The organism is Kribbella sp. NPDC051137, assembly GCF_040682535.1.
GTDB lineage: Bacteria > Actinomycetota > Actinomycetes > Propionibacteriales > Kribbellaceae > Kribbella > Kribbella karoonensis.
Window position 1 is genome coordinate 70,673 of the sequence record NZ_JBFBBI010000003.1, and the last position, 18,415, is coordinate 89,087.

19 protein-coding genes are annotated in these 18,415 nt (G+C 69.6%); 11 read left to right on the top strand and 8 right to left on the bottom strand.

The features are described 5' to 3' along the window. Nucleotides 1–16 precede the first annotated feature (16 nt). Entirely contained in the window at nt 17–1,186 is a 1,170-nt protein-coding gene (locus AB0M51_RS15245; RefSeq protein ID WP_344188873.1) for a DUF418 domain-containing protein, read from the top strand. Here AB0M51_RS15245 and AB0M51_RS15250 read toward each other — a convergent pair. Next, nucleotides 1,174–1,437: a hypothetical protein gene (locus AB0M51_RS15250; protein ID WP_344188872.1), complete on the bottom strand. Its 264-nt coding sequence runs from the start codon at nt 1,435–1,437 to the stop codon at nt 1,174–1,176. The genes AB0M51_RS15245 and AB0M51_RS15250 overlap by 13 nt on opposite strands. Before the next feature lie 71 nt (nt 1,438–1,508). Between AB0M51_RS15250 and AB0M51_RS15255 the strand changes: the two genes are divergently transcribed. From AB0M51_RS15255 to AB0M51_RS15275, 5 genes are all read left to right on the top strand, one after another. Beyond that, nucleotides 1,509–2,462 (top strand): helix-turn-helix domain-containing protein, encoded by a 954-nt coding sequence (locus AB0M51_RS15255; protein WP_344188871.1) that lies wholly within the window; start codon nt 1,509–1,511, stop codon nt 2,460–2,462. A gap of 95 nt (nt 2,463–2,557) precedes the next feature. Next, on the top strand, nt 2,558–3,628 hold the full coding sequence (locus AB0M51_RS15260) for an acyltransferase (RefSeq protein ID WP_344188870.1): 1,071 nt from the start codon (nt 2,558–2,560) through the stop codon (nt 3,626–3,628). 57 nt (nt 3,629–3,685) lie between these two features. Beyond that, a complete protein-coding gene (locus tag AB0M51_RS15265; RefSeq protein WP_344188869.1) occupies nt 3,686–4,381 on the top strand; it encodes a PadR family transcriptional regulator in 696 nt (231 codons plus the stop codon). Between the two features lie 147 nt (nt 4,382–4,528). Next, nucleotides 4,529–5,500, top strand: a complete 972-nt coding sequence (locus tag AB0M51_RS15270) for an ATP-binding cassette domain-containing protein (protein WP_344188868.1) — start codon at nt 4,529–4,531, stop codon at nt 5,498–5,500. Continuing rightward, nucleotides 5,497–6,264, top strand: coding sequence for an ABC transporter permease (locus AB0M51_RS15275; protein WP_344188867.1), 768 nt, complete (start codon nt 5,497–5,499; stop codon nt 6,262–6,264). Before AB0M51_RS15270 ends, AB0M51_RS15275 begins: the two co-directional genes overlap by 4 nt. Before the next feature lie 40 nt (nt 6,265–6,304). Here AB0M51_RS15275 and AB0M51_RS15280 read toward each other — a convergent pair whose 3' ends face one another. Continuing rightward, the gene (locus AB0M51_RS15280; protein ID WP_363749484.1) at nt 6,305–7,363 is read right to left on the bottom strand and encodes an adenosine deaminase; all 1,059 of its coding nucleotides are present in this window, start codon (nt 7,361–7,363) and stop codon (nt 6,305–6,307) included. Between the two features lie 65 nt (nt 7,364–7,428). On the opposite strand from AB0M51_RS15280, the gene AB0M51_RS15285 reads away from it, so the two are divergent. Next, nucleotides 7,429–9,234 carry an ABC transporter ATP-binding protein gene (locus tag AB0M51_RS15285; RefSeq protein ID WP_344188865.1) on the top strand — a complete coding sequence of 602 codons (1,806 nt, stop codon included), beginning with the start codon at nt 7,429–7,431 and terminating at the stop codon, nt 9,232–9,234. Next, nucleotides 9,221–11,008, top strand: a complete 1,788-nt coding sequence (locus AB0M51_RS15290; RefSeq protein WP_344188864.1) for an ABC transporter ATP-binding protein — start codon at nt 9,221–9,223, stop codon at nt 11,006–11,008. Before AB0M51_RS15285 ends, AB0M51_RS15290 begins: the two co-directional genes overlap by 14 nt. Here AB0M51_RS15290 and AB0M51_RS15295 read toward each other — a convergent pair. Further along, on the bottom strand, nt 11,005–11,472 hold the full coding sequence (locus AB0M51_RS15295; protein WP_344188863.1) for a nitroreductase family deazaflavin-dependent oxidoreductase: 468 nt from the start codon (nt 11,470–11,472) through the stop codon (nt 11,005–11,007). The two genes, AB0M51_RS15290 and AB0M51_RS15295, sit on opposite strands and share 4 nt — an antisense overlap. A 112-nt stretch (nt 11,473–11,584) precedes the next feature. Between AB0M51_RS15295 and AB0M51_RS15300 the strand changes: the two genes are divergently transcribed. After that, on the top strand, nt 11,585–12,271 hold the full coding sequence (locus tag AB0M51_RS15300) for a TetR/AcrR family transcriptional regulator (protein WP_344188862.1): 687 nt from the start codon (nt 11,585–11,587) through the stop codon (nt 12,269–12,271). On the opposite strand, the gene aat is transcribed toward AB0M51_RS15300, so the two are convergent. Beyond that, nucleotides 12,264–12,929, bottom strand: coding sequence for a leucyl/phenylalanyl-tRNA--protein transferase (gene aat / locus AB0M51_RS15305; RefSeq protein WP_363749485.1), 666 nt, complete (start codon nt 12,927–12,929; stop codon nt 12,264–12,266). The two genes, AB0M51_RS15300 and aat, sit on opposite strands and share 8 nt — an antisense overlap. 119 nt (nt 12,930–13,048) lie before the next feature. On the opposite strand from aat, the gene AB0M51_RS15310 reads away from it, so the two are divergent. Further along, nucleotides 13,049–13,744 (top strand): EcsC family protein, encoded by a 696-nt coding sequence (locus AB0M51_RS15310; RefSeq protein WP_344188860.1) that lies wholly within the window; start codon nt 13,049–13,051, stop codon nt 13,742–13,744. A gap of 11 nt (nt 13,745–13,755) precedes the next feature. Here the strand turns inward: AB0M51_RS15310 and AB0M51_RS15315 are convergent, their stop codons facing one another. Together AB0M51_RS15315 and AB0M51_RS15320 are read right to left on the bottom strand one after the other, a co-directional pair. Continuing rightward, a complete protein-coding gene (locus tag AB0M51_RS15315; RefSeq protein ID WP_344188858.1) occupies nt 13,756–14,595 on the bottom strand; it encodes a helix-turn-helix transcriptional regulator in 840 nt (279 codons plus the stop codon). Nucleotides 14,596–14,626: 31 nt separating this feature from the next. Next, on the bottom strand, nt 14,627–15,553 hold the full coding sequence (locus tag AB0M51_RS15320) for a hydroxymethylglutaryl-CoA lyase (protein WP_344188857.1): 927 nt from the start codon (nt 15,551–15,553) through the stop codon (nt 14,627–14,629). Between the two features lie 56 nt (nt 15,554–15,609). Between AB0M51_RS15320 and AB0M51_RS15325 the strand changes: the two genes are divergently transcribed. Continuing rightward, nucleotides 15,610–16,254, top strand: coding sequence for a GNAT family N-acetyltransferase (locus tag AB0M51_RS15325; RefSeq protein WP_344188856.1), 645 nt, complete (start codon nt 15,610–15,612; stop codon nt 16,252–16,254). A gap of 56 nt (nt 16,255–16,310) precedes the next feature. On the opposite strand, the gene AB0M51_RS15330 is transcribed toward AB0M51_RS15325, so the two are convergent. Together AB0M51_RS15330 and AB0M51_RS15335 are read right to left on the bottom strand one after the other, a co-directional pair. Continuing rightward, nucleotides 16,311–17,615, bottom strand: coding sequence for a type IV secretion system protein (locus AB0M51_RS15330; protein WP_344188854.1), 1,305 nt, complete (start codon nt 17,613–17,615; stop codon nt 16,311–16,313). After that, nucleotides 17,615–18,394 carry a hypothetical protein gene (locus tag AB0M51_RS15335; RefSeq protein ID WP_344188853.1) on the bottom strand — a complete coding sequence of 260 codons (780 nt, stop codon included), beginning with the start codon at nt 18,392–18,394 and terminating at the stop codon, nt 17,615–17,617. The genes AB0M51_RS15330 and AB0M51_RS15335 overlap by 1 nt, the downstream gene beginning before the upstream one ends. Nucleotides 18,395–18,415: the final 21 nt, after the last annotated feature.

Below are 18,415 nucleotides of genomic sequence, written 5' to 3' on the forward strand. Positions count from 1 at the left end.
TGATGTGCTGGGTGGCATGGGCCAGGTGCTGGAGCGGGCGCGGATTCAGGATGTCGATGCGCTGCGGGGGTTCGCCCTGCTGGGCATCTTGGTCGTGAACATCACGTTCGCGGCGTCCGGGTATCCGATTCACGTCGCGGAGGACCCGGCGTACAGCTCCTGGCTGGATCATTCGGTGCGGTGGCTGTCGTCGGTCTTCGTCGACATGAAGTTCTATCTGCTGTTCTCGTTCCTGTTCGGGTACAGCTTCCAGTTGCAGATGCAGGCTGCGCAGCGGGTGGGCGCCTCGTTCCGCCCGCGGATGTTGCGTCGACTGGGCGGGCTGTTCGTGCTCGGGGTGCTGCACGGCATCTTCCTGATCACGGGCGACATCTTGAGCGTCTACGCGATCATCGGCCTGCTCTTGGTGGCCATGCGGCGGGTGAAGGATCGTACGGCGCTCCTGGTCGCGGGAGCGATCTACGCGTACCTCTTCGTCACCCTGGCGATCGCGGCGCTCTTCCTGGACACCTCAGCGGTGCTGGACCCGACCACAGCAGTAGCGGCCGCACAGGGGACGGCCGCGAATCTGGCGGGCTCGTTCAGCGACGTCATCGGCGAGCACGTCCGCGCGTTGCCGACGTACGGCCTCTCACTGCTCACCGTGCAAGGCCCGACCACCCTGGCTGCGTTCTTGGTCGGCATGGTGGCCGGCCGGCGCCGTCTGCTGCAGAACGTCGACGGATCCGACGCACTGCTCCGGCTGATCCAGCTGGTCGGTTTCGCCATCGGGATCACCGGCGGGCTCGTCTACGCGTCCGGCGGCAACGGTGACACCCGGGCGGTGCTGATGAGCGTGATGACGGCGCCGTTCCTGACCGCGGCGTACGTCGCGTCGCTCTTGCGGATCATGCACTCCGACCGCGGCGAGGACCTGCGCCGGCTGCTCGCCCCGGCCGGGCGGATGGCGCTGTCGAACTACCTCGGCCAATCGGTGGCGACCCTGCTGATCTTCACCGGGGCCGGCTTCGGGCTGGTGGGGCAGGTGTCGCCGTTGGAGACCGTGGGCTTCGCGGTCGGGATCTTCGTGCTGCAGGTGATGCTGAGCCACGCGTGGCTGAGCAGCTTCCACTACGGCCCGGTCGAAGGGTTGCTGCGAGCGGTCACGAACGCGACCGCTCCCAGCTGGCGTGCTCAGGCCGCGTGACGGCCGTGGGTGATGCGGGCGGTGCGGATGGAGTGCACCGTCCCGGTGGTCGAGGCGGGCCTGGCGGTGAAGGGCTTGGCCGTCGCGCCGAGCGCGAGCAGGTCGAGCTTGGTCCGGGCCACGTCGCGGTCGTCAGCGATCCAGGAGCCTCGCGGTCCGGCCGCCGGACCGGTCGAGTTGCGCCTGTTGCTGACCTCCAGAGCCGCGATCACGGCCAGTACGAGAAGTACGAGAACTACGTATCCGGTCATGGCAGTAATGATTCTATCTTCCAGATCCTGCCACCAGTGGCACTATTGACATAGTCCGATAAAATTCTGCCATGCTGCAGAAGATCGCGGTCGTGCTGATGGAGGACGTCGCCCTGTTCGAGTTCGGCGTCCTCGCCGAGGTGTTCGGACTGGACCGCACCGACGACGGCGTACCGCCGTTCGACTTCAAGGTCTGCTCGACCACGCCGGGCGTCCCGATGGAGACCAGCACGCACTCGCAGGTGATCGCGCCGTACGGCCTGGAGGAGCTCGAGGACGCCGACCTGATCGGCGTCCCGGCGACCACGTGGCGGCACGCGTACGACGAGCGCATCCTGGCGGCGCTCCGGAAGGCCGAGGCGCGCGGCGCGATCCTGCTGACGGTCTGCTCCGGCGCGTTCGTCCTCGGCGCCGCCGGCCTGCTCGACGGGCGGCCCTGCACCACGCACTGGCGGTACATCGACAAGTTCATGGACCAGTTCCCGACCGCGAAGATCGACCCGGACGTGCTGTTCGTCGACGACGGCAACATCATCACCAGCGCCGGTACGGCGGCCGGCATCGACGCCTGCCTGCACCTGGTCCGGCGCGAACTCGGCAGCGCAGTCGCGACCCGGATCGCCCGCCGGATGGTGGTCCCGCCGCAGCGCGACGGCGGCCAGCGCCAGTACGTCGAGGTCCCGGTGCCGGAGTGCTCCGCAGAGAGCCTGCAGCCGGTGCTGAACTGGATGATCGACAACCTCGCCGTCGAGCACACGGTGCCCGCGCTGGCCCGGCGCGCCCAGATGTCCGAACGCACCTTCGCCCGCCGCTTCGTCGCCGAGACCGGCACAACCCCTCTCAAGTGGGTCACCACCCAACGCGTCCTCCGCGCCCGCACCCTGCTCGAACAGACCCGGATGGGCATCGAGCAGATCGCCACCGAGTCCGGCTTCGGCACCGCTGCCCTGCTGCGCCACCACTTCCGCCGCGTGGTCGGCGTACCGCCGCAGGACTACCGGCGGACGTTCCAAACCGCAGGCTGATGTGAGGAAGGCATCACCGGGTCGATTTGCATCACCACCCCACGCTCTGCCTAGGGTCACAAGGGGGTAACGAGCGACGCGTAGATGGAGTGGTTGTGACGACGCCGGACCGCCCTCCGGGAAGAACCGCACGCAGGCTGAGCTGGGACGTGGTGCGCGTCCTGTCGGTGCTCGCCGTGATGTTCACCCACACGACCTACATGGGTCCGTTCCTGCACCCTGAGCTCGGTGCGCCGCTCGGGAAGTACCCCTTTCAGGTCGGCGCCAGCATCCTGCTGGTGATCAGCGCGTACTTCGTCTGCGTGACGATCCGGAAGGGGTCCACGCCGCGCTGGCTGTGGCGCCGCGCCTGCCGGGTGCTCCCGCCGTACCTGGCCGCCGTGCTGATCACGTACACACTGCTGCTCTTCTTCGGGCCGCGGAACTGGACGCTGCCGACCCGGCACGACCTGTGGGGCAACCTGACGCTGGCCGCCTCGTTCGACCCGACCGTGCAGCTCATCGACGGCTCGTACTGGACGCTGCCGTTGCAGTTGATGGCGTTCGCCGCGGCGGCCCTGCTCTGGCCGCGCGGCATCGGACCGCGGATCACCACGATGCTGTGGATCATGATCCTCGCGCCGGTCGCCCTGCAGTGGAACGGCCGCATCGACCACAGCCCCGTCTGGGTGATCCAGCTGTGGAACGGGCTCGGCATCCACCGCCTGCAACTGTTCGCGATCGGCATCGCGATCTGGCTCTGGTCGAAGCACCGGATCGGCGTCCTGCATCTCGCCGCCTTGCTCGTGGCGACGGTCTTCGCCCAGCACGCGCACACCGCGGACCTGCCGTCCTCGCTCGGCATCGGCGTACTGCTGGTGCTCGTCGCAGTGGCCGCCCGCGGCCCGGAATGGACGGTGTTCGCGCGGTTCAAGCGGCCGATCCAGTTCCTGGCGCGGATCTCGTTCGCGCTCTACCTGCTCAACCAGGTGATCGGCTACCTGATCGCGTACCGGCTGATGGAGCTCGGCGCAGATCGGCTGACCCAGATCGTCGGCGCCACGGTGGGCGTGGTGGGTCTCGCCTGGCTGCTCACGAAGTACGTCGAGGAGCCGACGTACCGCACCCTCGCCGCCCTGCCGGTGCGCGGACTGGGGGCCCGGGCGTTCGCCTGGCTGAATACTTGACATCGGATACCCGCAAGCTAATACTCGATTTCGAGTAATCGAGATCGAGGGGGTGTCATGGCCCGACGCAAGGTCGGCAATCCGCTGGCGTTCGCCGTGCTCGGCAGTCTCGGCGAGCGGCCGATGCACCCGTACGAGATCTCCACGATGCTCCGGGCCCGCGGCAAGGACCAGAGCATCAAGGTGAACTACGGCTCGCTCTACTCGGTCGTGTCCAGCCTGGAGAAGCACGGCTTCGTCGAGGCGCTGGAGACGGTCCGCGAGGGCAACCGGCCGGAGCGGACGGTGTACCGGATCACCGACGCCGGCCGGGCCGAGTTCGAGGACTGGCTCACCGAGCTGGTCGGTACGCCGTCCCGCGAGTTCCATCCGCTGGAGGCGGGCCTGGCGTACCTGCCCGGCCTGCCGCCCGACCGGGCCGTCGAGCTGCTGGAGCAGCGGCTGGCGGTCGTCGACGCGGAGATCGAGCAGGCGGTCACGGCGCACGGGCAGATGGAGGCCGTCGGCTTCCCGCGGATCTTCTGGGTCGAGTCGGAGTTCCGGCTGGCGCTGCTGCGCGCGGAGTCGGCGTACGTCCATCAGCTCGCCGAGGAGATCCGCACCGACCGGCTCGGCGGGTCGAAGTTCTGGCGGATGGCCTGGAAACGCTATCTGGAGGACGGCATCGCCCCGGGCGACCAGTTGAAGGATCCGGTCAAGTACTTCGGGGAGGAGTTCGCCTGGATGCGGGCGATGCCGCCCGAATCGCGATAAGCAGGGCGGCCCTCGCTCCACGGTGCGGCAACACCGGGACCAAGGGCCGCAGTTCCTCGAGTCGGTCCGAAGACCTGGCACCCAAGGCGCAACCATCAGGATAGCCAGCCCGACGACCGGCTCTCGCACCCACAAGGGAGTCATCTGATGGCTACGCATGCCGTCGAAGCGGTCGACCTGGTCAAGACGTACCCGGCCGGCCGGAAGAATCCACCGCTGCGCGCGCTCGACGGCCTGACCGTGAGCGTTCCGGAGGGCATGGTCCTCGGCCTGCTCGGGCCGAACGGCGCCGGCAAGTCCACCACCGTGAAGATCCTCACGACCCTGTCCCGGGCCGACTCGGGCACCGCCAGGGTCGCCGGGTACGACGTGAGTCGCGACCAGGACAAGGTCCGGCACGCGATCGGGTACGTACCGCAGAAGTCCAGCTCGGACCCGATGGCGACCGGCCTGGAGAACCTCGTGCTCAGCGGGCGCATCTACGGCCTGTCCCGGGCCCAGGCCGTGCAGCGTGCCTGGCAGCTGCTCGGCAGCTTCGACCTGGACGGCGACCGCACGGTGAAGACGTACTCGGGCGGCATGCAGCGCAAGCTGGACGTCGCGCTCGGGCTGGTCCATCGGCCGAAGGTGCTGTTCCTCGACGAGCCGACCACCGGCCTCGACCCCGAGGCCCGCGCCGATCTGTGGAACGAAGTACTGCGGCTGTCCGGGCAAGGGCTGACCGTGCTGCTCACCACGCACTACCTGGAGGAGGCCGATCGGCTGGCCGGTCAGTTGGCGATCGTCGACCACGGCAAGATCGTTGCCGAGGGCACCCCGGAGTCGCTGAAGGCGGCCTTGCGTGGCGACTCGGTGCAGGTCGAGCTCGTCGACCCGGACACCGACGGGACGGTCCGCGCGCTGCTCAGGCAGTTGCCGGGCATCGGGGAGATCGTTGTCGAGGGCAACACGTTGCGCGCACGGGTCGACCGCGGCGCGACCGCCGTACCGGCCGTGCTGGGAGTCCTGGAGGACAAGGCGATCCCGGTGGTCGCCGTCACCGTGTCGCGGCCGTCACTTGACGACGTGTACCTGCAGCACACGGGCCGGTCGTTCAAGGTTGCGGAGGCGGCGGCATGATCGCGCACACGGGTCTGATCCTCGGGCGCTGGACGCGGGCGTCGTACCGGCAGCCGGCGTTGATCGCGTTCACGTTGATCCAACCGGCGATCTGGCTGCTGCTGTTCGGGCAGCTGTTCCAGGGCGTCGTACACATCCCGGGATTCGGTGACTCGTCGTACATCGCGTTCCTGACGCCGGGGATCGTGATGATGACGGCGCTGATGACGAGCGGCTGGAGCGGTACGTCGTTCGTGCAGGACATGGAGCGCGGTGTGATGGACCGGATGCTCGCGTCGCCGATCAGCCGTGGCGGGTTGATGGCGGGGCAACTGCTCAGCAACGCGACGACCACGTTGATCCAGACGATCCTGGTGTTCGCGATCGGGTTCGCGGCGGGGGCGCGGTACGACGGCGGGATCGGCGGCTACCTGGTCACGATCCTCGCGTCGGTGCTGGTCGGTCTCGGGTTCGGGTCGCTGTCGAACGCGGTCGCGCTGCTCACCCGGCAGCAGGAGGCGCTGATCGGGATCTCGCAGTTCGTCTCGCTGCCGCTGACGTTCATGTCGTCGATCATGATCGACCCGCGCGTCGCACCGCACTGGGTGAACGTCGCGGCCCGTTTCAACCCGGTCGACTGGGCCACGATCGCCGCCCGCCAGGCCCTGGCCGCCTCGCCCGACTGGTCGTCGGTCTGGCGGCACTGCGCTTACCTGCTGGCCTTCACGTTGATCGTCGGCTGGCTTTCGACCCGAGCCTTCCGGACGTACCAGCGCTCGGTGTGAGTCGCACCAAGCCCCCACACAGCCGCTTTTTCTTTGTTTTCTAGTGTGAGTCGTACCAGGGCTTGATGGTGTTGTTGATGATCGCGAGCCGCTCGTCGAACGGGAGGAACGCCGACTTCATCGCGTTGATCGCGAACCAGCGCAGATCGGCGAGGTCGTAGCCGAACGCCTCCGCCAGCAGGGCGAGCTCGCGGCTCATCGACGTACCGCTCATCAACCGGTTGTCGGTGTTCACCGTCACCCGGAAACGGAGCTTGGTGAGCAGGCCGATCGGGTGCTCGGAGATCGACGCGGCGGCGCCGGTCTGCAGGTTCGAGCTCGGGCACATCTCCAGCGGGATCCGGCGGTCCCGGACGTACGCCGCGAGCCGCCCGAGCTCGACCTTGTCGCCGTCCTGCGTGATGTCGTCGATGATCCGTACGCCGTGCCCCAGGCGGTCCGCGCCGCACCACTGGATCGCCTGCCAGATCGACGGCAGCCCGAACGCCTCGCCGGCGTGGATCGTGAAGTGCGCGTTCTCCCGCTGCAGGTACTCGAACGCGTCCAGGTGCCGGGTGGGCGGGAAACCCGCCTCGGCCCCGGCGATGTCGAACCCGACCACGCCGGCGTCCCGGTACGTGACCGCCAGCTCGGCGATCTCCATCGACCGCGCCATGTGCCGCATCGCGGTCAGCAACTGCCGTACGACGATCGGCCGCTCGGCCACCGCCATCCCGTGCTCGAACCCTTCCCGCACCGCGTCCACGACCTGCTCGAGCGTCAGCCCCCGATGCAGGTGCTGCTCCGGCGCGTAGCGGATCTCGGCGTACACCACCCCGTCCGCCGCCAGGTCCTGCACGCACTCACTCGCGACCCGCTTGATCGCCTCCGCGGTCTGCATCACCGCCACGGTGTGGTCGAACGTCTCCAGATACCGCTCCAACGACCCGGAGTCCGCCGACTCGACGAACCACGCCCCCAACTCGGCCGCGTCACTCCGCGGCAACCCGTGCCCGATCTCCCGCGCCAACTCCACGACCGTCTCCGGCCGCAGCCCCCCGTCCAAATGGTCATGCAGCAGAACCTTCGGCGCCGCACCCAACTCCTCAGGCGTGATCATGCCGCCATAGTGCCATCCGGCAAACGTTCAAGACTTGTGTCGGTCGGGGGTGTCATCGTGAGGAGATGGTGAGTCGGCTGCGGGCGCGTGCTGAGTGGCAGTTCTTTGCTGTGTTGCCGCGGGCTGATCGTGGGCTTGCTGCGGCGTGGTGGGTGTTGCTGATCGCTCGTGGGGTGCTTCCCGCGGTGTTTGCGATCGCGATGGGGTGGCTGGTCGGCGCGGTTCAGCATCGGGCCGCGCTGGCTGCTCCGCTGAGCTTGATGGGGATCACGTTCGTGCTGTTGCAGGTGCTGACGCCGGTGCATCAGGCGGTCAGCGCCAACCTCGGGAACCGGGTGTCGGCGTACCTGAACGACGCGCTGGCCAAGGCGTGTGTGGGGCCGCCGGGGATCGGGCATCTGGAGGATCCGGGGCTGAGTGAGGACCTGACGGTGGCGCGGGAGTTCGACCGGGGGCAGACCGGGCCGCCGATGTACCTGAACGTGGACTTCGTCGCGGGCAGCCTGGTGGAGCTGGTCGGCGGGCTCGCGTCGGCGATCGTACTGTTCGGGTTCACCTGGTGGGCCCCGTTGGTGCTGGTCGCCGGGTGGGTTTCGACGCATTGGCTGCTCCGCGAGAGCGGTGTCTGGAAGGACCGGAACACGGCCGAGGTCCGCTCCGCGCAGCGGCATGCGACGTACGCGTACGAGCTGGCCGTGGAGCCCGGCGCGGCGAAGGAGCTGCGGCTGTTCGGGCTGGCGGACTGGACGGTGCAGCGGTTCACCGAGCGGCGCCGGCGGTTGTTCGAGCTGCAGTACGCGGCGACCCGATTGCGGGAGCGTCCAATGATCTGGAGCCTGCTGATCATCGCGGTGGCCAATGGGCTGGTGTTCTGGGCGCTGGGCGCGGCCGCGATCGGCGGGAGCCTGCCGCTGGATCGCCTGGTGGTGTTCGCGCAGGTGTCGATCGGCGTCGGGATGATCGCCTTCGGCGGCCTGAACTGGGCCCTCGACGGCGCGGCCGCACCCGTTGCGGCCGTACGTCGGCTACAACCAGCGATGGCTCCCGCCGGAGCACTCCCGGTCCGCACAAGTGCGGTCGACGCGGCCGCCGTAGGTGCGGTGAGGGTTGAGCTTCGGGGGGTGAGGTTCGGTTATCCACACGCTGATCGGCAGGTGTTCGAGGGGCTGGATCTGACGATTCCGGCTGGGTCCTCGCTTGCGGTCGTCGGGCAGAACGGGGCCGGGAAGACCACGTTGGCCAAGTTGTTGTGCCGCCTGTACGACCCCGACGCGGGGACGATCCGCGTCGACGGCGCCGACCTCCGCGACCTCGACGTCGATGCCTGGCGGACCCGGGTGACGGCGGTCTTCCAGGACTTCCTCAAGCTCGAGCTGCCGCTGCGGGACAACGTCGCTCCGGCCGGTGCGCCGGAGGAGGACATCCGGGCCGCACTCGCGGACGCCGGCGCGGCGGACCTGGCCGACCTCGACACCCGGCTGGCGACCGGGTACGGCGACGGCACCGACCTGTCCGGCGGGCAGTGGCAACGGGTCGCCCTGGCGCGGGCGCTGTGCGCAGTACGGCAAGGCGCCGGGCTCGTGCTGCTCGACGAGCCGACCGCGCAGCTCGACGTACGCGGCGAGGCGGCGATCTTCGACCGGATCCTGACCGCGACCCGGGACGTCACCACGATCCTCATCTCGCACCGGTTCTCGACCGTCCGGCACGCCGACCGGATCTGCGTCCTCGAGCACGGCAGGGTCGTGGAGCTCGGCAGCCACGACGAACTGATAGCTCTCGGCGGGCGGTACCGGACGATGTTCGACCTGCAGGCGCAGCGGTTCGCCGCCGAGGTCGACGAGGAGGGGATGAGCTATGACACGCTCTGACGACCTGCCGAAGGCGATCCCCGCGATGTGGCGGCTCTGCAAGCTCGGCTACCAGCACGAGCCGTGGCTGTTGGTCGCGGCCTTCGCGATGACGCTGCTGGCCGCCGTACCCGATGCGCTGCTGGCGTTGTGGCTCAAGATCCTCGCGGACGGCGTACTGCGCGACGACCGTCGCGCTGCCCTGCTGGCCGCGGGTGGCCTGGCGTTGTCGGTGACGGCGACGTGGTTCCTGCGCACACTGTCGACGCGGATCTCCCGGCGATTCCGGGACCGGGTGACGATCATGCTCGAGGCGCATGTCGCCCAACTGCAGGCGTCGGTCGCCACGGTCGAGCACCACGAACGGCGCGACTACCTGGACCGACTGTCGGTGCTGCGCAAGCAGGTGTTCGTGCTGGACCACATGTACATGTCGCTGTTCTCGACCTGCGGCTGGATCCTGCGGCTCGGCGTCACGGTCGCGCTGCTCGTGTCGATCCACCCCGCGCTCGCGCTGCTGCTGCTCTTCGCACTACCGACCGTCCTCAGCTCCAGCTGGCGCCCGGGCGTCGAGCGCGAGGTCGAGGAGCGGTACGCCGCTCACTTCCGGCTGGCCGAACACCTGTTCACGACCGCGACCACACCAGCACCGGGCAAGGAGGTCCGGGTGATCGGCATCGGGCCCGACCTCGTGACGGGCCGGCGCCGCGAGTGGGAGCAGTGGTACCGGCCGATCGCCGCCGCGCGCTGGACGAGCGCGGTGTGGCACGGGATCGCCTGGGCGATCTTCGGGGCGGCGTACGTCGGCGCGGTGCTGTTCGTCGCGGTCGGGCTGCACGGGTCGGTCGGCAACGTGTTGCTGATCCTCGCCGCCGGTGCGCGGTTGTCGTCGTACATCGGTGCGACGGTCGGAGAGATCGGGTTCCTGCGCGGCATCTGGCTGGACGGGTCGCGGCGGCTGGTCTGGCTGGAGAACTACGCGGCCTCGTTCGACAAGTCCGCCGACCAGCCCGCGCCGGAGCGGCTCGTCGACGGCATCCGGTTGGAGAACGTGTCGTTCTCGTACGCCGGTTCCGATCGCCCGGCGCTGGAGAACGTCGACCTGCGACTTCCGGCCGGAAAGGTGATCGCGGTCGTGGGCGAGAACGGTGCCGGCAAGTCGACGCTGGTGAAGCTGATCTGCAAGCTGTACGAACCGGCCGCCGGACGGGTGTACCTGGACGATCAGCCGCTGGACCGGATCCCGGCGGAGGCGTGGCGGGCGAAGATCGCGGGCGCGTTCCAGGACTTCTTCCGGTTCGAGTTCCGCGCCGCACACAGCGTGGGACTGGGCGACCTGCCGCGGCTGGACGACGTACCGGCGGTGACGACCGCAGTCGGGCGGGCCGGGGCGGAGGACGTGCTGGCGCGGCTCGAGTCGGGGCTGGACACGCAACTCGGCGCGACCTGGCCGGACGGTGCGGAGATCAGCTTCGGGCAGTGGCAGAAGCTGGCGTTGGCGCGCGGGTTCATGCGGGACCGCCCGTTGCTGCTGGTGCTCGACGAGCCGACCGCGGCGCTGGACGCGGAGACGGAGCACGCGCTCTTCGAGCGGTACGCCGCGGCCGCGCGGGACAGTACCGACGGACGGATCACGATCCTGGTCTCGCACCGGTTCTCGACGGTCCGGATGGCCGACCTGATCGTCGTCCTGGACGGCGCTCAGGTCGTCGAGACCGGGACCCACGAGGAACTGATCGCCCGCAACGGGCACTACGCCGAGCTGTACCGGATCCAGGCGGCGGCCTATCACTAGTTGATCTTGAAGACCGGGACGCCGGGGGCGATGTGGCGCAGGACCTCGTCGGGAGAGTTCTTGCTGACGTCGCCGCTGAAGAACGCGCCGACCTCCCACGCCCACTCCTTGAGGTACGTCCGGAGCGCCGGAATCTTGTCCGCGTCCGCGATCTCCTCAGCGGTGAAGGTCTCGATCTTGCGCCCGAGCTGCAGCCGGCCGGTCCCGCTGGCCCGGAGGTTCTTCACCCACTGGGTGTGACCGCGCGGAGCGACCAGGTACCGCTGCCCGTCGACGGTCAGCAGGTTGACCGGGGTGCTGCGCCACTCGCCGGACTTGCGGCCCTGGACCGAGAGCACCCGGCTGCCCATCACGCTGAGCCCGAGCTTCGTCAGCCGCGCGACGATCCGGTTGAAGACCCGCATACTGCCCTCGTTGGCGGTGATCACGCGCTTGCTGTCGTAGGTCTGCTTGTACTCGGTCATGGCGGGCTTCCTCCGGCTTGACGAGAGCGGTGCTCTCTGTTGTGATCAGTGAACACCGGATCGCTGCTCATTGTCAAGAGCACTGCTCTCGGCTTTGTGGCAGACTGACCGCATGAACGCCGGACGTACTGCCCGTGAACGTGCCCGGGCCGAGCTGACCGACGAGATCAAGGCGGTCGCCAGGCGGCAGTTGGCGACCGTCGGCGCCGAGGCGCTCTCGCTGCGGGCGATCTCCCGCGAGCTCGGCATGGTGTCGTCGGCGCTGTACCGGTACTTCGCGAGCCGCGACGAGCTGCTCACCGCGCTGATCATCGACGCGTACAACGCGCTCGGCGCGGCGGCCGAGGAAGCGGCGACGGCGGGCGACCCGGTCGAGGAATGGCTCGCGATCTACGCCGCCGTGCGGGGGTGGGCGCGAAGTTATCCACAGGAGTACGCGCTGATCTACGGGTCCCCGATCAGTGGGTATCAGGCCCCGCAGACGACGGTCGAGCCGGCGTCGCGGGTGCCGTTGGTGTTGCTCGGCTTGCTGCAGCGGGCCCAGGCGGCCGGGCGGCTCGCCGTACCCGACGATGCACCGGAGCCCGAGGGTCTGTTGGCGCACCAGACGGAGGTGCTGCGCGCGCTGGCGCCGGACGTGCCGCCGGCGCTGCTGGTACGGGCGGTGATCGTCTGGACGCAGCTGTTCGGGATGATCAGCTTCGAGCTGTTCGGTCAGCTGGTCGGGTCGATGGATCCGGCGGACGAGTTCTTCGCGTCGACCGCCCGGCAGATGGCGGCGTTCGCCGGGCTCAGGTAAAGGCCTTCGGCAGCGGTACGTCGACGGCGCGGGCGACCCGTCGTACGTAGGTCTCCCGCGGGATCGAGACCGCGCCGAGCGTCGCGAGATGGTCGGTCACCCATTGGATGTCGAAGACCCGGTCGGCGGCGTACTCGTCGTTCAGCAGTTCGATCGTGCCCGCGACGGCCGCCTTCGAGCCGTCGGTCTGGTGGTGGAACATCGACTCACCGGCGAACAGCCCACCGATCGCCACGCCGTACAGCCCGCCGGCCAGTTGGTCGCCGTTCCAGGCCTCGACCGAGTGCACCCAGCCGAGGCGATGCAGCTCGGTGTACGACGCGATGATCTCGCTGTCGATCCACGAACCCGGCCGGCGCGGGTCAGCGCAGGCGCGGATCACCTGGTCGAACGCGGTGTTCACCCGGATCTCGAACTTCGCCCGCGCCCGCCGCAGCGACCGCGTCGGCCGGTACCCGTCGACCTCGATCACCCCACGGTCGACCGGCGACCACCAGAGGATCGAGCCACGATGGTCCGGCATCGGGAACAACCCCCGCCGGTACGCCGCCAGCACCGTCCCCGGCGCGAGATCAGCACCCCCCGCGACCACGTCACTGCTCCCGGCCACGCCCACAGGCGGAAACTCCCACTGAGTCGGAGCAGGTTCGATCGGCACCCGACCATTCTGGCCTAGGGGACACCTAGGGGTTCTCCCGAGTGGCGAGGGGCGGGGAGGCACGTACAGTTGAAGCACGTCCGGGTTCTGACGCGTGGGGCCGGGCGGGAAGGAGCACCGTGGCCGGAGTAGCCAGGTTCGTCGCCAGTAGTCTCGCGCCCGCAGCCCAGCGGTTCGCCCCGACGGCAGCCGGCGGCGTGTTGCGTCAGATCCTCGAGGTCTCGATCGACGGGTACCAGCGGTTCCCAGGCGCGGAGCGGATCGCGGACAACAAGCTGGAGCGCTGCGACGGCGACGTGACGCTCGCGATCGACGCGGTGATCGACCAGCACATCCGGCTCGCCGGCGTGCAGGGGTTCGCGACCAGCATCGGCGGTCTGGTCACGCTCCCGGTCGCACTGCCCGCCAACCTGACCGGGCTCGCGGTCGTGCAGTGCCGGATGGTGGCGGCGATCGCCCATCTGCGCGGGTACGACCTCGACGATCCCCGCGTCCGGACGGCGGTGATCACCTGTCTGCTCGGCGAGGACGGGGTGACCGCCCGGCTGAAGAAGTCCAGTCTGGTGTCCTCCCCACTGGCGATCGCGACCGCGCCGGTGTTCGACCCGGAGCTCGACCGGCAGGTGTCGGGCGAGGTCGTCGCGGAGCTGATCGGGCGGATCAGCGGCAAGCGGATGGCGCTCACCGTCACCCGGCGCGTGCCGCTGCTCGGCGGTGCCGTAGGCGCGGGCGTCGACGGTTGGTCGACGTACCGGATCGGTCAGTTCGCGGACAAGAGCCTGATCCGTCGCATCCGGCGCCCGATCGAGCCGTAAGGCGGTCAGCCTCAGGCTGTGCTGTCGGCCCGCTGCCGGCGGGTGAGTGGCAGTTTGGCGCGGGTTTCCTCGTCGGCGGGGGTTTCCACGAAGAGGACCAGGTCGGGGTGTGCCGAGACGGCCAGTTCGGTGACGATCAGGTTCAGCTCGCCGACCCGCGGGTTGTCGATCCGGCGGTGCCGCGGCGTACAGGCCGACACCTCGTGCCGCGACCAGAGCTGCGCGAACTCAGGACAGATCGACCGCAGCCGGGCGAGGTCCGTCTCCCAGTCCGGGTCGCCGACGTGTTCGCCGTACGCCGACCGCAGTCGACCGACCAGATACGGCACCTCGGTGTCGTAGTTGAGCAGCTGCTCACGCGCGGACGGCTCGGTGATGATGCACCACAGCAGGTTCTTGTGGATGCAGGGCAGCTGGTGCCAGTCGTGGAACAGGTCGTGGTACGCACGGTTCGCCCGGACGATGTCGAACCGGGCGTTGGTGATCACCGCCGGCAGCGGATCCAGCCCGTCGAGGATCTCTTCGAACACCGCCTCGCCGGCGCAGTCCGTCACCCGCGGCAGCCGCACCGGCGTCGCCTCGGCCAGCCGGTACAGATGCTCGCGCTCCACCGGCGTCAACCGCAACGTCGACGCGACCGCGTCCAGCACCTGCCCACTGGCGTTGATCGGCCGCCCCTGCTCCAGCCACGTGTACCAAGTCACGCCGACCCCGGCCAGCTGGGCCAGCTCCTCCCGCCGCAATCCCGGCGTACGCCGCCGTCCACCCCCGGGCAGCCCCACCTCCTCAGGCGTGACCCGCGCCCGCCGCGCCTTCAAGAATTCCCCAAGCTCAACCCGCTGCGCACTCACCCACCCAGCTTCCCGGCCGCCACCGACACTTTCAGCCGGCGAGGGCCTGGACCACGCGGCTCGGGGAGGGTTTACCCAGCTGGTCAGCCATCCAGGCGGACGTGGTGACGAGCTTTTCGAGGTTGACGCCGGTGTGGATGCCGAGGCCGTTCAGCTGCCAGAGCAGGTCCTCGGTGGCGAGGTTGCCGGTGGCGCTCTCGGCGTACGGGCAGCCGCCGAGGCCGCCGGCGGAGCTGTCGACGGTGGTGACGCCTTCGCGGAGCGCGGTCAGCGTATTGGCGAGGGCCTGGCCGTACGTGTCATGGAAGTGCACCGCGAGTTTGTCCACAGGTACACCGGCGGCGGTGAACGCCCTGATCAGCGCGGTGACCTGCCCCGGGGTGGCGACGCCGATCGTGTCGCCCAGCGAGAGCTCGTGGCAACCGAGCTCGACGAGCCGCGCGCCGACCTTGACGACCTGGTCGATCGGTACGTCGCCCTCCCAGGGGTCGCCGTAACACATCGACACGTACCCGCGAACCGTCCGCCCGGCGTCGAGCGCCCGCTGGATCGTCGGCGTGAACATCGTGAACTGCTCGTCCAGCGTCGAGTTCAGGTTCTTCGCCGCGAAGGTCTCGGTCGCGCTCGCGAAGATCGCGATCTCCCGGACGCCGGCGGCCAGCGCGCGGTCGAGGCCGCGCTCGTTCGGGACCAGCACCGGGGCGCGGACACCGTCGGGCAGATCGAGCTGCTCGAGGAGCTCAGCCGCGTCGGCCAGCTGCGGGACCCACTTCGGGTGCACGAAACTCGTCGTCTCGACCGTGGTCAGCCCGGCGTCGACCAGCCGCCGGATGAACTCCGCCTTGACCGCCACGTCGACGATCGCGGACTCGTTCTGCAACCCGTCGCGCGGGCCGACCTCGTAGATCGTGACCCGGTCGGGCAGTCCCTCGGCCGTGACCAGCTGCGGTTCGCGCATCCTGCTGCCTCCTCGGCGGTCGAGCGTGCCGCGGGATCTCCGCGACAATGCTCCTGATGACAACTCTTGCTGCCATTCTGCGTGCCGCCGAACGCGGCGTCTTCCCGGCCCCGGATCTCGGCGTCTCGGTCGTCCCGCCGCCGTCGGAGCGGGAATCGTGCGTGGTGTCGTTCACCGGTCACATCGTGATCGCCGCCGACGTCGATCCGGCCTGGGTCGCGGAGCGGGTGCCGGACGGCGACCTGTGTGCTCCGACGAACCCGCCGTTCCTGTCCGCGCTGGAGCAGTTCACCGGCCGCCGGGTCGGCGCACTCGACGCGATGCTGCTCGCCCCGGCCCTCACCGACCCGGAAGACCGCAGCGCGGCCACCGCCGGCCTCACCGAACTCCAGGACCTCGACCACCCCCGAGTCGACCGCGCCTGGCAGTACCGCGACGACGTCCGGGTGTACGTCGACGTCCACGAGGGCCTCGTACTGACCGGCCGTGGCCTGGCGGACCGCCTGGAATGCGCCGTCGAAGTACCTCCGAACGCCCGTCACCAAGGCCACGGTCGGCGGCTCGCGCTGGCAGCCCGGGCCCTGATCCCGCCGGCCGCCTCGATCTGGGCCCAGATCACCCCCGGCAACGCCGCGTCCCTGCGCACCTTCCTGGCCGCCGGCTACAAGCCGATCGGGTCCGAGGCCCTGCTTCTCAAGTAGCCAGATCCACAGCTGTGGAAAACCCTGGGGAAATCGCTCACAAGCGTGCCTTACCGCTACCCGGCCCCGATCGGGCCGACGGGTTCCGGAGTGCGGTCCTGAGCCGATGACTCTTGGCTGTGGCTGAGACGCGAGGACCGGCTGCCGGAGCGGCCGGCCATCGGGCCGCTCGCGGACGGTGTCGTGACCGCACCGCCCCCGGACTCGCCGGCCGAGTGCGAGGCTGCTCCGGCGACCCCGCCGGCTGCCTTTCGCGCGGCGGCCAGACCGACCCCCGCCGGGCCGGCCACTGCCCCGGCAGCCTTGCCGCCGGCGAGCGCCGCACCGGTCGCACCACCGCCGCCACCCGTCGAGCCGGCGGTCGCACCCGCGGCCCCACGGGCCGATCCACCGGCCGAGCTGCCAACGTTCACCGCTCCGGTCGCCATGCCGCCCGGGTCCGCGACCGAGCTGCCCGTCGCGGAACCTCCACCGGCCACGGCCGCGGTCACCGGCACCATGAAGCGCAGCAAGGCGGGCAGGGCGACGATCGCGAGCAGCAGCATCATCATCCCGGTCATCGCCGGCACCACGCCGTTGTCGGCATTGCCGCCGCTGCCTCCGGCGGCGGCATGGTCGTGCCCCACCTTCATCGCAGCCGCATAGACCAGCGCCGCCGCGGGTTTGTACGCGACGAAGGCCAGCGACCAACCGCAGAACTTGCGGAACCAGTTGCGGCCGATCTCGGTGTTCGTCGCGGCGGCGGCCAGCGGAAATGCGCCGGCGAGCAGCACCAGCAGCGCCGACCGCACCAGCATCAGCACGATCTGGATCAACGAGGCGACGATCACCATCAGACTGCTCAGGATGGCCAGCACCGCGGGCATGCTGTCGGCGACCAGGCTCTGCACCTTGCCGTCACCGCTCACCGGGCCGCCGAACGCGGAGGCCAGCGACATGCCGTGGGCCACCTTGTCGATGATCGCGACCGAGAACCCGTCCGACCACGAGATCAGCAACTGCAGGGTGGCCGTCCCCATCCCGGCCACGACCACGAAGGTCAGCATCGTCTTGAGCAGGTCCTGAAGGGGTTTCGCCCGCTGCTCCCAGGCGATCCGCATGCCGGCAATGATGATCGCGACCGCGAACACGGCACCCGTGACCCCGAGCAGGCTCGAGTGCAGGAACTCGACGGTGGGGCTGTTCGCCCACGTCTGCTCGTTGGCCACGGCCGGGGTGTCGGGCCGGAGCCAGAAGGTCATCGAGTCCAAGGTGCTCAACGCACCCTTGGAAACCTCCTGGCGAAGCTGGTCGACGGCATTGGTCGCGACCGACTGGAAGCCGTCCTTGATGTAGCACCCGAGGTCCATCTTTCCGCACATCAGACACCACTCCAGGCAACGAAGTCGGACAGGTCACGGTGCTGGGCGAACGGCGCTCCGACCGGATCGCCTGGCGCCGGCGGCTGCAGGCGCCAATCGCCCGCCTGCCACACGAGGGTCAGCGTGAGACTCATGTACGCCGTGTCGACGGGCGTCGCCAGCATCAGGCTGACCCGATCCGCGCCGGCGTCGATGATGCGGTACCCGGCGAGCTGCGGCACGCTGTACCCGCTGGTCGTGTCGTCGGCCTGGAGCTCCCGGACCAACGCGTCGGCGTCCGGGCCCGGGACCATCAGCCGGCGCGCGGTGGCGACGACGTTCTCCTGGTCGGCCATCGCCGCATAGGCGCTGTACGCGGCGTACACCGCGCCGGTCGGCGAGTGCGCGAAGCACCGGCGGAAGCCGTCGCCGTCGGTCACGGCCGGGCCGTACTTCGCGGCACGCGGTACGACGATGCGGCGGCTGACCTCCCAACTGTCGGCGGCCGGCGCCCTGCCCGGGATCGCCTGGTCCGCGGCGGCCGGGCCGCAGCCGGCGGAGTCCTGCGAGCGGCCGGGCGCCGCCGAACCGGCCGGCTGCGCGGGCTCGGTCGGCTCGCCGGACGCGGCGGCGGCGCTGACCGACCCGGCGGCCTGTCGCTCGCCGGCGGGCGTCGAAGCGGAGGACGACCGGCCGCCGACGAGCAGCGCCACCCCGCACAGCAGCACCGCGCCGATGACGATGCAGGCCGCGACGAACCCGCGCCCGAACGGCGACTCTTCCTCGCTCGTGTCGCTCATCTGACTCCCCGATCCGCCGGT